This is a genomic window from Candidatus Villigracilis proximus (genome assembly GCF_016717045.1).
In the GTDB taxonomy this organism is placed as follows: domain Bacteria; phylum Chloroflexota; class Anaerolineae; order Anaerolineales; family Villigracilaceae; genus Villigracilis; species Villigracilis proximus.
The window spans coordinates 68,500-80,529 of record NZ_JADJUO010000007.1 but is presented as its reverse complement, the minus strand read 5'-3'; the positions used below and the strand labels follow the sequence as shown (position 1 = coordinate 80,529).

General features: G+C 48.6%; 11 protein-coding genes. 4 read left to right on the top strand and 7 right to left on the bottom strand.

Going from position 1 to position 12,030, the window contains the following annotated elements:
- Positions 1-2 precede the first annotated feature (2 nt).
- The 5 genes from IPL71_RS08885 to IPL71_RS08865 all read right to left on the bottom strand — a co-directional run bounded on the left by IPL71_RS08885 (position 3) and on the right by IPL71_RS08865 (position 4,822).
- Complete coding sequence (locus IPL71_RS08885) at positions 3-2,564, bottom strand: HEAT repeat domain-containing protein (protein WP_345320825.1); 2,562 nt, start codon at positions 2,562-2,564, stop codon at positions 3-5.
- An 8-nt stretch (positions 2,565-2,572) separates the two neighbouring features.
- Positions 2,573-3,061 (bottom strand): zinc ribbon domain-containing protein, encoded by a 489-nt coding sequence (locus IPL71_RS08880; protein ID WP_345320824.1) that lies wholly within the window; start codon positions 3,059-3,061, stop codon positions 2,573-2,575.
- 37 nt (positions 3,062-3,098) lie between these two features.
- Positions 3,099-3,272, bottom strand: coding sequence for a hypothetical protein (locus IPL71_RS08875; protein ID WP_345320823.1), 174 nt, complete (start codon positions 3,270-3,272; stop codon positions 3,099-3,101).
- A 63-nt stretch (positions 3,273-3,335) separates the two neighbouring features.
- Entirely contained in the window at positions 3,336-4,397 is a 1,062-nt protein-coding gene (locus tag IPL71_RS08870) for a serine hydrolase (protein ID WP_345320822.1), read from the bottom strand.
- A gap of 59 nt (positions 4,398-4,456) precedes the next feature.
- A complete protein-coding gene (locus tag IPL71_RS08865; protein WP_345320820.1) occupies positions 4,457-4,822 on the bottom strand; it encodes a hypothetical protein in 366 nt (121 codons plus the stop codon).
- A 126-nt stretch (positions 4,823-4,948) separates the two neighbouring features.
- Between IPL71_RS08865 and IPL71_RS08860 the strand changes: the two genes are divergently transcribed.
- Entirely contained in the window at positions 4,949-5,908 is a 960-nt protein-coding gene (locus tag IPL71_RS08860; RefSeq protein WP_345320819.1) for a proline dehydrogenase family protein, read from the top strand.
- A 250-nt stretch (positions 5,909-6,158) separates the two neighbouring features.
- On the opposite strand, the gene IPL71_RS08855 is transcribed toward IPL71_RS08860, so the two are convergent.
- Both IPL71_RS08855 and IPL71_RS08850 read right to left on the bottom strand, forming a co-directional pair.
- Positions 6,159-6,671 carry a hypothetical protein gene (locus IPL71_RS08855; RefSeq protein WP_345320818.1) on the bottom strand — a complete coding sequence of 171 codons (513 nt, stop codon included), beginning with the start codon at positions 6,669-6,671 and terminating at the stop codon, positions 6,159-6,161.
- Between the two features lie 361 nt (positions 6,672-7,032).
- Entirely contained in the window at positions 7,033-8,034 is a 1,002-nt protein-coding gene (locus IPL71_RS08850) for a glycosyltransferase family 87 protein (RefSeq protein ID WP_345320816.1), read from the bottom strand.
- Between the two features lie 271 nt (positions 8,035-8,305).
- On the opposite strand from IPL71_RS08850, the gene IPL71_RS08845 reads away from it, so the two are divergent.
- The 3 genes from IPL71_RS08845 (at position 8,306) to IPL71_RS08835 (ending at position 11,998) form a co-directional block, all read left to right on the top strand.
- Positions 8,306-9,025, top strand: coding sequence for an SDR family NAD(P)-dependent oxidoreductase (locus IPL71_RS08845; protein WP_345320814.1), 720 nt, complete (start codon positions 8,306-8,308; stop codon positions 9,023-9,025).
- 45 nt (positions 9,026-9,070) lie between these two features.
- Entirely contained in the window at positions 9,071-10,702 is a 1,632-nt protein-coding gene (locus tag IPL71_RS08840) for a DUF8728 domain-containing protein (protein WP_345320812.1), read from the top strand.
- Positions 10,703-10,840: 138 nt separating this feature from the next.
- Positions 10,841-11,998 carry a M20 metallopeptidase family protein gene (locus tag IPL71_RS08835; protein WP_345320810.1) on the top strand — a complete coding sequence of 386 codons (1,158 nt, stop codon included), beginning with the start codon at positions 10,841-10,843 and terminating at the stop codon, positions 11,996-11,998.
- The last annotated feature ends 32 nt before the right edge of the window (positions 11,999-12,030 follow it).

The following is a 12,030-nucleotide window of genomic DNA, read 5'->3' as shown; positions in this document are numbered from 1 at the left end:
GGTTAATTGTATCCATATTGACTGGGGTGCGGAAGTTTTGCACCAGACGTGCCTAACTCCCAGAGCGTGTTATACGCGGCTTCGCGCAGTTCAGGATCATCGGTATACATGGCTTCGTATAATTGTGCGATCACACCTTCGCTCGGTGTGAATTTAAGATATGGCAGGGATGCGAGCCGCGCATCTGCGTCGCCGCTTTTGAGGGCAAGCAGAAGAATATCTGTCGCTGGTGCGCCGGGTGAAATGCCAACGCCTTGTTTGCCGGCAAATTGGATTAACCATGGTGATTCAGACGGTGCTTTTAATTTCCGTGGCGCGCGAGCGCCAGGATGCGCTTTTGCTTCGAGAACTTCGGTGGCGGCATTGCGCACAACCCACTGGTCATCATCAATTTGCACTTTTTGCAGAATCTCAGTTGCCCACGATTGACTGACTCGTCCCAGTCCATACACAACTGCGCGGCGCAGGAGAATGTCGCTGATGGTTGTACCATCGCGTAACATCTCGTAGCCTTCTTTCGGATCATTCGCCAGTGCTTCTGCTGCGGCACGGCGGATATCTTCATCGCCATTAAGCAAAGTATGGGCAACGGCTTCCAGTGCTTCGTTTGTTCCAATTGAAACCAATGCCATACAGGCTGCACGGCGAACAGCCAGACTCGGCGCTTCCATGGCACGTTCCAAAACCTGTATGGATTTTGAGTCTCGCATTGCGCCGGAGCCGATCACTGCCAGTTGTACCAGTTCAAATGAAAGAGTCGTGGAAAGCTGACGGAAGAGAGTCTGCGCGCTTGGGTCGTTGCTGATAACAAAGGCCGCCATGGCTTGTCCGCGCAGATTGAGCGGGAGTCCTTCTGTTTGCAAAACCGATGCAAGGGTGCCGAATAATTTTCCACGCCACGGGGCGTTTTTTGGCGCGTCACGCAGCCAGCGCGCCGCCGCAAAAAGCGGACGATGCATGGGCAGGCGGGAAAACTCAAGCATGGTTTGTACAAGTTTGCTTGCATCTCCATGAGCAGCCAGGTAACGCATGGCGAGATATTTACCAGACCAATCAGGTTGATTGACAATGGTTTCTTCTTCTTTGAAATTTGCTAACGAACGACCCGCCAGATACCCTGCAAAGATTGGGTGAACGAAACGCATTTTATTGTTGGGGTATGAGACCAATAGTCCACTGGCGGCCATTTTTCCGATCAGGCCGTAGGAAGCAGTTTTGACCGCCACCTTTTCGCCTTTCTTTTCTTTCCTGGGTTTCGCTTCGCCAGTGGTTGTGTTTTCCTCTGTGGTTTCGGGTGCCGCTGCTGTCGGGTCCGTGGATTCTTCTTCCGCGCTGTCTTCTGCGGTTTCAAATGACTTGACCCATGTGCGCGCCTTGCGAGGGTCGAAGACCGGTTGGGAACTTAAGAGTACCTGCATGGCAAGTGTTTCAAGCGCGGCAAGCGGGGTATTCAATGGTGCAATGCGGCGGATGTGAGATGCAATGGATTCGAGGACATGCGGGCCAAGACTATCGCCCGCGTAGGCTCCCCATGCTTTGAGAGTCAGCTCAAGGGGAGATAAATTTATATTGTCGGTACTCAGCCAAACGTTAAGTAAGATCGGGTCCACTTGTTCGGGGCCGGTCTGTGCCCAAGCTTCCATTGCAACAGTTTGAGTCCACAGTTCGCCCCATCGATTTATAAATTTTTCACTTTGTTGCGGCGACCATGTTATTAATGAAAGCGGAGCGAAACCGAGTCCGATCAAGCCATCCAGATATTCCGGTGCGCCGGTGGTGACGATGCGAGTCTGTGGATAATTTTGAATGATGATCTTGAAATAATCTGTGATGACCTGCTGTGCTTCGGGTGTGATTTCGTCGAAGCCATCTACGAGCAGGATGGCGTTTCCGCTTTTGAATGCTGATTGATAGAAAACAGGTAAACGCCCGAAGTCAAGCATGGATGTGTGTTCTGATGCGGCTTCGATCAGTGGTGTTAATGCATCTTTGGGGTCTGCGATCGGGAGTTTGAGATCGGCGATGTGAACGAGGAAGGGAATTGCGTCTTTGAGTGTGTCCAACTGTTCGCTGCGATTTGCGGCGAGCGAAGCAAGATGTGCCAGCGCGCTGGTCTTGCCTGTGCCGGGTTGACCAATAATGACAATGTTTGCATTGCCTAGTAAAGCCTGTGGAAGTGTAAGAGTCGGCGCATGATAGGCGGCTGCAATTTCAGGCCATCCAGGCAAGTAGGGCAGGGTTTGTGAAACTACATCTTCCAATGGTTGAGGCATGCCGGGTTCTATGATCTGCGGCGGGATAATGAGCAGGGGTTCTTGAATGATCTCATCCAGTGCAAAAAGAGGGGCGGCGAGATGCATTCCTTGTGCGCGGCGTAAGGTGGAGCGACGGTGATTTTCTTCCACCGAACTTGATTTGCGTGCCTGAGCAAGCTCGTTCTTTTCTTTTAGGTTGGCACGGAATTCCCGCCAAAGCGGCCGCGCTTGAGCAACAAGCCACCAAAATACAGAAGCGGTTGCGAAGCCAACGAAAAAGGAGAAGGGGTCAATTGCGAATCTGAACATGGAAGGTTTTAGTTGGAGTACAGAATTCGTCCACAGGATGGGCAGTTCATTAATTGTTTGGCAGAACGTGCATTTTGCTGTAAAGCGGCATTTAAAGTTGCTCCGCAGGAGGAGCACGAGTTGTCGTTTATTTCTGTAACAGCCACGCCGCGTTTTTGCTGGCGAAGGTATTCATAAGTTGCAAGCAGTGTGCTTTCGATCGGACCGAGCGCGGCTTCGCGTTCTTCCGTCAACCGCTCCATTTCGGTGATCAATACGGATTGTTCATCGATTAATTTTCTGTGTTCATTGCCGAGCCGCGCCTGCATTAATTCCAGCTCTGTTTTTGCGCTTTGCAGGGCGTTCTCGGTATTTTCTGCCCGCATCATGGATTCAAGTTCGCGTTCTTCCAGCGCAGTAATATGTTTTTTTATTGAGACGATATCTTTTTGCAGGTCTTGCAGTTCTTTTGGATTCTTAACGGTGCCGCCGTACAGACTTGATTCGGCCTGCTCCATTTTTATTTTTGCGCCTGTACTTCCGCTTCCAGACTTTTTAATTCCTGGCTGGCGCGGTAATGTTCGGCTTGGGTGGTTTCCACGCGTTTGAGTGCTTCCCAAGTTCAACGTCGTTTTCAAGCGTTTGACGGATCGTATCCAACTGGGAACGCGCACGGTCAATTTGACGGTCTACTTGCTGCAGGCGGTAAAGTCCTAACGATGCGCTCATAAGTTGAATTATATACGAAGTATGAAAAAATGCCCCATTTTCATTTGATCATGGGGCAAGTGGTTATTCAACTGTAACGTTGAAGTAGTTATAGATGGCTTTGGTTAGATTGCCAAAGAGTGGATTGATCGTATCCCAGACGTTGTTGATCGGATGGTACGAGTAGATGGAAAGCACGAAATTTCCGCCGGGTGTGTATACGATGCCGACATCGGCTGTATCGCGCACAATACCGTCGGAGGCGGGGACGTATCCATGTTTGTGGGGAACAAGTGTGCCATCAGGAACGCCACCCTGGGTCAGCGACCCAAGCTTATCCTGTGCCATAAAGTCAATCAGCAATTGACAGGTGGCCGGACTGACCTTATCAGGGAAGGCCGCGATGAGTGCGCCGCCACTGTTTTGGGCGCATTGATATACATCGGCAAGTAGGGAGCCCATTTCAGCGGGTGTGGTTTGAGAATATGGATCGGGGTCGGCAAATACATCTGTGCGCGAATTTCCCGGGGTGACCGGACGCGGCGAAAGCTGCGGCGCGCCCAAAAAGAAAAACCCATTGATGAAGGTGCTGTTCAACCCGATCTGTTTCATGTTTTGCGTAACGATCAGCGGGCCGGAGCTTGGGTCGATGCGCTCCAGTACGAGGTCTGTTGCTGAGTTGTCTGATTTTCCCAGCACACGTGAGATGATGTCTGTCACGGTTGCGTCGAGGTTGCTTCCACGGTTGATCAAATAGGAAGTTACGATCGGCACTTTGATCGTGCTGGATGCGGTGAAGGCGATATCGGGTTCAACCGAAATTTCCTGTTTGTTGTCTATTGCAAAGTGAATCTCGCGGCCGGTTTGCAGGTCTACCATATAAAAACCGATCAAGCCGTCAAAGTCTGAGACTTGCACGATCTGTTTGAGCAGAATCTCAAGGTTTTCAATCGTCGGGCGCGCAGCTGAACTTCGCGTAAATGACAAAGTAACAGAGCGGCTGACTGGAGACCTGAGCGCATCGTTGACAAGTAAAACAGCGCGGTCAAGGTCAAGAGTTTGTCCGGGGTCACCGGGCAGGAAAGAGGTCCCGCCGGAATCGGCTGGGCTGGGTTTGGGGAAGATCGTAGCGTGATGCAATCTCATTTTGCAGATATTCGCGCAGACGTTCTTCAGAAGGCGGCGCGCTTAAAGGGATTTGTATTTCAGCAGGAGTGCGATTCAAAGGAATTCCCAAAATCCGCCCCAAAAAGATTGCCTGTGCGGCTTAGATCTGCCGCGGCAAGCATGGTCTCAACATCGGGTTGAAAACCAACCACGCCAGGATCAATCTGGATAATGGCATCATTGTATTGCACTTCGATCGGAGAAGTGTACACTTCCAGCAATCTTTGCGAAGCTTCGGTCGGAGTTAATCCGCCGACAGGCACACCAGCAATGGTCATGCTGGCGGGATAGTTATTTCGTTGACGGCTATATCCAATTAGGGAAACGATACTGAGTACAAGTGCGGCGGTCAGGAACAGAATCGATACACCCCGAAGGATGGTGTTGGTATTACGATTTTTCACACGGCCTCCAAAATAATGACGAAAATCACTAAAAAAGTATAACACAACCAAAATGCTCAAATAAGGCACTTGTGCTAGAATACATTTGTTGGCATTGCCGACATACCCCTCACATAAAGGATTGATATGCTCCGCTCTTTCCTCATCTATTTGTCCAAAGCCGCATGGGCGCAAAACCTGGTCACTGGTTGGAGTTTTGCCTGGCGCACAGCATCCCGTTTTGTTGCAGGCACGAAACTTGAAGATGCAATGCGGGTTGTCCATGAATTGAACGCGAAGGGGATCAACGTCACACTCGACCATCTCGGTGAACATACCAATACTCCCGAAGAAGCACAACAAGCCACAGATGATATTTTTGCGACTCTCGACGCCCTCGGAGCGGATGCCAACGCTCGCGGCAATGTTTCCATCAAGTTGACGCAGATCGGTCTGGGCCTCGACGAGAACCTGTGTGCCCAAAATCTGGAGCGGATTCTCGCCCGGGCAAAGCAGAACAAGACCTTTGTCCGCGTGGATATTGAAGATACTCCCTATACAGACAAGACCATTAACCTGTATTACAAAATGCGCGAGAAGGGGTACACGAATGTGGGTATGGCTGTGCAGGCATATTTATATCGCGCCGAAGCTGATACCCGCCGCATGGTGGAGGATAAGACGCCCATTCGTTTGGTGAAGGGTGCATATCAGGAACCCGCCGATAAAGCCTTCCCGAAGAAAGCGGACGTGGATGCAAACTATGATCTGTTGACCAAGATACTGATCGACGGGTCGCTTGCCAACCACACAAGATTATCAAGAGATGGCCGCGTTCCCGCGATCCCTGCCATTGCTTCACACGATGAAAAGCGGATCGCCTTTGCCAAACAATATGCAGACAAGGCTGGGCTTCCAAAAGATGGCCTGGAGTTTCAAATGTTATATGGCATTCGCCGTGACTTGCAGGAATTACTGGTGCAGGAAGGCTACCCCGTGCGTGTCTACGTCCCCTTTGGTACACACTGGTATCCATACTTTATGCGCCGCCTTGCAGAACGCCCCGCGAACATCTGGTTCTTTATTACCAACTTCTTCAAGGGGTAAATAATTTCAATCTCAAGCACAGAAAAACGCTGACTACATAAGTCAGCGTTTTTCTTCTTTATCATATGTTGAGTTTGCTTTGCCAGAAAGGAACCGGTATGGATATTAAAATTTGTCGTTGCACCACCGGAATCATCTCCTGTGAGTAAGCGTATTCACAGTCTTGGATTAATCTACCTGTCCCAAAAACGATAAACAGAAAGAATACATGCAAGCGATCCTTGAGTAACATTTTTCCTCCATGAATGTTTTAAGAACAAATGTCTGCGGGTGGGATTTGTGGCACAGGTGTGGGGATAGTCATTCTTCCCGGTGGTTGAGTAATCCGGTAATTCATACCAAGCACTACCCTTACCGTATTTGCACTAGTAATAAGGATAAGTGTGTCAGAGTCTCCGTAACTTTCGATCAGAGTGGTTGAGTAGGTACTAACATGCAACTCCCAATCGCCTTCATAAAGGACGCATAATTCAAACTCGTGGGCTTGAGGCTGATTGGCAATTAGCGAGCCTTTCCACTCTAGTTCGCCACTCATCAACTTCATGCCATCGGGTAATGTAACGATGATGGTGACATCTTTCTCGTTATCAATGGACATAATCTCGACGCGCAGGGTGGCGGTTTGCCCAATGATGGGATCAGGATGCACGGAAATATCCGTAATCTGTAGCGGTGTTTCTGGTGGTCTTTCACAGGCAGTTAGTGTTGCCAAGATCAGCCCCAGCATGAGCAGGGCGTGGCTTTTCTTTAATCGTTGTTTCATAAACTTAGCTCCCTTGGTTTTGTTTTGTGCGGATTTTCTTTTTAATTTTCCGCCCTAATTTAACTTGTTTGGTTTTAGAGAGAGTATACAGAATTTTACGGGGTTGCATAGTAACGAATGTTACTTACTTTTTGTGGGAGGGGTCGTAAAGTTAACCTAAAACTTAATTTGCGTCCGCGCTGTTTTTGTATCTACTCCATAGAACCAGATAGAACGCAAAGAGCAGCAAAAGATTGGAGGTGAAAAGTACACCCGCATCGTTGTATTCACTCCAGCCGGGGAACAGGTTAAAGCAAAAACACTGGACGTCATGCACGAGAGCAAGGTCAATACCAGTGCTGGTGTGAATTCCTTGTTTGCTTTAAAGTTTTGTAAACTTTGAACGAATATGACAGTCTGGAAAAAAGGGAGATACACAAAATAATGTGACCATGAAGTCTGAATAATAAAAGGCAGGGAGAGAAAAAGCATCGGTGGATAGTATCAATGCGTCCTGGATTTGTTTCTTTTGTATCTTCCAGATGATCCCGATATTTATCAGGGTCACGAGTCTGCCGGCCCATTCGAGAAATGTGGACAGAACTTTTTTCTTATAAGGCGCATCTTCAAGTGAAACCATTCTCAGTATCACATGACCAAAATACTGCGAGTTGACATCCCCGGCGAATTTTGCATCCGCGATCAGCACGCTAACCGCTTTCTCAAAGTTGACCCACTCCAACGGTCCCAGCGTAATGGATGGGATCACGGCCAGAAATGTCAACGTGGAGAGGCTGAACGAGATCAGGAAACGATAATTCCGTTTAAAAAGCGGATAGATAATAAAGATCGCCGGGTAATATTTGATCGAAACGGCGAAGGCCAAAAGAATGCCGGCGGGGATGTAATATTCATTTTTGTAGAACCAGATCACAGTTAAGACGCAGAGCGTGATCAACACGCTGACCTGTCCCCATTTGAAATTGTGCAGGAGCGGAAAGGAAGTCAGAAACAGAAAAAGAAAGAATGTCTTTCCAGTGCGCGGAAGTTCCAGTAATTTTTCACTTGAAACAATTCCCAAAACTGCCGCGAGGAATACCTGTAAAATTCCCCATATTAACTTTACCTGTGCGATGGGAAGTGTCCCAAGCGGCGAGATCAACAGTGCAAAAAATGCCGAGTAGTAATATCCCGGCACTGGCATCTTTGCAGAAAAGATATTCTGCGCCATCGGATAATAAAATGTGACCAGATCGCCAAACAACTCGTCACCGTGATCAATGGCGGTCACAAAACCGTTCAAGGTTTTCCATTGCAGCCAGTAATAAGCGCAGATCGTTGTAATGATGAGGATGCTAAATCCTGCGAATGTTTTTTTTGTCATGGCGAAAAGTTCTCTTTTGCGGGCTTTTTAGAATATTTTTGTTTCTCCCGTTTTTAACGGGAAATCTCTTTTCAACCACGAAGTACACAAAAGTCACAAAGGAAAAAGCCTATCAAGCCGGCGCCTTTTCCCTTCTTTGTGTACTTCGTGCCCTTTGTGTTTAGGGTTTTTCCATTGGTTAGAAAAGAGCCTGTTTTTTGAAATTATAAGCCATGCTTGTGAGTGCAGTAAAAAAATCCAAATCTTTCCCTTTTCGTTTACAATCTCATATATGAAGAAACAACTTGCCCTCGTTACCGGCGGCGCACAAAGACTCGGCAGAGCCTTTGCCTTTGCTCTCGCGCACAAGGGATATTCCATTGCTTTACATTATCGCGGTTCTGCCACAGAAGCCGCCCAAACCGCAAAAGAGATCCGCGCTTTGGACGTGGAGTGTCTGGAGATTCGCGCCGACCTTACCATCCCCAAAAAAGTGGACTTTTTATTTTCACTGGTTGACGAGTTCGATTCACCATTGAAGGTTGTCGTTAACTCTGCCGCAGTTATGCCCGTTGGCAATCCGCGCGAGCTTGAATTGAAAGATTGGAATTCAGCCCTTGATCTTAATTTGCGCGCGCCTTTTCTTCTTGCGCAACAGGCAGCCAAACGTATGACCACCGGCGGACTGATTGTCAATGTTACAGATATTGGCGCGCAAAAGGCATGGAGTCGATATCCATCCTATACAGTTAGCAAGGCGGGGCTTGAATCGCTTACAAAATTGCTTGCGCGCGCGCTTGCGCCAAATATTCGCGTCAATGCCATCGCCCCCGGGCTTGTGCTTCCATCAGATGTAGTCACGCAGGTACAATGGGATAAACTTGTAGCCAGTCTCCCGCTCAAACGTGCTGCAACGCTTGAAGAAATAACTTCCACGCTTGAATTCCTGATCAAGAACGAATACATTACCGGACAAACCATCGTTGTAGATGGCGGATATTCGTTAATATAAATTAGGAAATTACCTAATTCCTAATTTCCTAATTCCTTTTCCCTAATGTCCTTCAAAAAAACTCTTACCCTCGACCTGCTCATCTCCCTCGCATTGATCGCGTCCACGGTTTATTACGCGGCGCGTTATGTGGATTTTTCGATTCCGCCTTTTGAAGATGCGGCCATGCTCATGCGTTACGCCCAAAATCTCGCGGGCGGTCACGGCATTGTTTGGAACATTGGCGAACATCCTGTAGATGGCGCCACCGATTTTCTTTTCATGGCGGCTTCGTCCCTGCTGATTAAACTCGGGCTCACGGTGGGGCAGTCGGTGCGCGGTATTGGTTTTGCTTCGCACGTTCTCACGGTTCTACTCGTCTACTGGACAAATCGCCGCATCAACAATTCAAGCATTCCTCTTTCTCTTTTAAGCGGACTTTATCTCGCCGTTGGAACCGGACTCTCCTATGTGGCAGCTTACTTCGGGACGCCTTTCTTTGCCCTCGCCGCCGCATCCACCTGGACTTTAGGCCTGCTCCTGATTCAAAAAGAGAATCCACACGTTGGGTTGACTCTCGCCTTCGCCCTCAGCGGACTCATCACCGGACTCATTCGCCCCGAGGGAGTCATTCTCGCTTCCTTAATGCTGCTTGCGGTCATCCTCATGCGTGGACTGAAAAACTCCACCTCGATCATTGTCGTTTTTGGCGCGGTCTTTCTTTTATTGGGTGGCGCATATTTTCTGTGGCGCTGGAATTACTTCGGTTATCCGCTGCCCAATCCATTTTATAAAAAAGGTGGGAGCGGATTGCATTGGGACTCATACCATAATTCCTTGCTGAATTTATTACGCTTATGCCTACCGATGGCCGTTGCTTTTATTCTTGGCTTTCGTTCCAGTGAAACCACAAAGCGCACGATTGCTTATCTTATTCCCATCCTCGGCTTCGCCTGTGCCTTCATCTTAATTTCAGACGAAATGAACTATGGAGCACGCTTTCAATATGCATTGCTTCCCATCGCGCTCATGTCGTGGAGTCCGCTGGTGCGTGGATTAAGCTTCTCGTGGCTGGACCAGTTTTCAGGTAGAGAAAGATCCGTGTACTTCATCGCATTAATTGGAATATCCGCGAGTCTTGTTTATTATTCGTGGTTTCAAAATTGCTTCCTGACATCCTATCAACAGACTTGTGAAAAAGCTTATGAGCGTGATGGCCGCTATGAGATGGGGAAATTGCTGGCGGAGTTTCGCGGCAAGGGATACACAATTGCGACTACTGAAGCGGGGCTGCTTCCATATTATTCCGGTTGGGATGCGATTGACACGTGGGGACTGAACGATCAGTTCATCGCGCATAACGGTGGGCTGACTGTGGAATATCTCGATCAGTACAAGCCTGAAGTCATCATGTTTCATGATTATTATTCGCCGCTCGTGCCGCCGAAATTAACTGAGGAAAATCTTGCGCAAAAATGGTTCGGCATGACGATCACCATGAAACAATCTGCCGAGGCGAATGGTTATGTGCTCGCGGCGGTTTTTGGCGACAGTCCGTATGATACGCATTACTATTACGTGCGGACAGATTTTGAAGACAGCGAACGCTTGATAGAACAGATATCAACGCTTAAAAAATATTACTGGCCGACAACCGGCAAACGCTCAATTAATTATGCAGGATATACTGAACCATAATTTTACCTTTTGCAAAAGTCCTTTTTTGCCACCAAGACACGAAGCCTCAGAGACTCGAAGGAAAAAAACTTAGTGACTTAGTGTCTTGGTGACTTTGTGGTTTACAACAGTTGACTTAAGAAAAACAACGGAGAGAAAATGCTAAAACAGGCACATGCAATTTCAGAAGAATTGATCGAATGGCGACGTGATTTTCACATGCACCCTGAGACGGGGTTTGACGTCCATCGCACAGCGGGGATCGTTGCGGATGAATTGGAGAAGATGGGCTATCGCGTGAAACGCGGAGTCGGGAAGACCGGTGTTGTGGCTGAGATCGGCGAAGGTGGCAAGCTGGTGGCGATCCGCGCGGATATGGATGCGCTCCCGATCCTTGAACAGAATGAAACCGATTATGTCTCTCAAAACTCCGGCAAAATGCACGCCTGCGGACATGACTCACATACGGCCATGGCGTTGGGTGCGGCGCATTTGCTTTCCAAAGAAAAACTGAATGGCCGTGTCCGCTTTCTTTTTCAACCTTCAGAAGAAACAGCAGACGACGAAGGCTTGAGCGGCGCACAGCGTATGGAGCGTGAAGGCGCAGTCGTAGGTGTGGACTATGTCATCGCTCAGCATGTTGACCCGACCAGCCCGGTTGGGACGATTGCGATCAACGAAGGTCCGAGCGGCGGCGGTGTGGATACTTTCTTCGCCACGATCATTGGCAAAGGCGGGCACGGCGCGTATCCGCACACTACGGTTGATCCGTTCTCATTGCTGGCGCATGTCATCATTGCTTTGAATGCAATCGTCTCACGCAGGCTCGATCCGTTTGAACCGGCGGCGGTCAGTATTGGTGTGGTCAACGGCGGATTTGCAGAGAATGTGATCCCTGAAAAAGTTGAGATGAAAGGCACGCTGCGCTTCACTTCACTGGAAGTGCAAAAACAAATCCGTGAAGAAGTAAAACGTGCCTTTGAAATTACAAAAGCGCTCGGCGGTAATTACGAATTGAAATTTGATTTCGGCGGACTGCCTTTGATCAATGATAAGTTTGTATCCAAAGTGATCGAGGAAGTTGGCAAAGAACTGCTCGGCAATGACAATGTACATGAGATGGAAAAAACACTGGGCGCGGAGGATTTTCCTGAATTTCTCAAGAATGCACCCGGCGCAATGTACACGATTGGCACGATGATCCCCGGACGTGAAATTTATGAACTTCATCACCCCAAATTTGATTTGGATGAGCGCGCTTTGCCAATTGGTACGGCGGTGTTGGTTGAGACTACGTTGAGATTCTTGAAGATGTAAGAGCGGTTTAAACACGAAGTACACAAAGGTAA

Bases quoted from the DNA above. Each gene is read 5' to 3' on its own strand.
- IPL71_RS08885 (WP_345320825.1), bottom strand. From the start codon at position 2,564: ATGTTCAGATTCGCAATTGACCCCTTCTCCTTTTTCGTTGGCTTCGCA.
- IPL71_RS08880 (WP_345320824.1), bottom strand. From the start codon at position 3,061: ATGGAGCAGGCCGAATCAAGTCTGTACGGCGGCACCGTTAAGAATCCA.
- IPL71_RS08875 (WP_345320823.1), bottom strand. From the start codon at position 3,272: ATGAGCGCATCGTTAGGACTTTACCGCCTGCAGCAAGTAGACCGTCAA.
- IPL71_RS08870 (WP_345320822.1), bottom strand. From the start codon at position 4,397: ATGAGATTGCATCACGCTACGATCTTCCCCAAACCCAGCCCAGCCGAT.
- IPL71_RS08860 (WP_345320819.1), top strand. From the start codon at position 4,949: ATGCTCCGCTCTTTCCTCATCTATTTGTCCAAAGCCGCATGGGCGCAA.
- IPL71_RS08855 (WP_345320818.1), bottom strand. From the start codon at position 6,671: ATGAAACAACGATTAAAGAAAAGCCACGCCCTGCTCATGCTGGGGCTG.
- IPL71_RS08850 (WP_345320816.1), bottom strand. From the start codon at position 8,034: ATGACAAAAAAAACATTCGCAGGATTTAGCATCCTCATCATTACAACG.
- IPL71_RS08845 (WP_345320814.1), top strand. From the start codon at position 8,306: ATGAAGAAACAACTTGCCCTCGTTACCGGCGGCGCACAAAGACTCGGC.
- IPL71_RS08840 (WP_345320812.1), top strand. From the start codon at position 9,071: ATGTCCTTCAAAAAAACTCTTACCCTCGACCTGCTCATCTCCCTCGCA.
- IPL71_RS08835 (WP_345320810.1), top strand. From the start codon at position 10,841: ATGCTAAAACAGGCACATGCAATTTCAGAAGAATTGATCGAATGGCGA.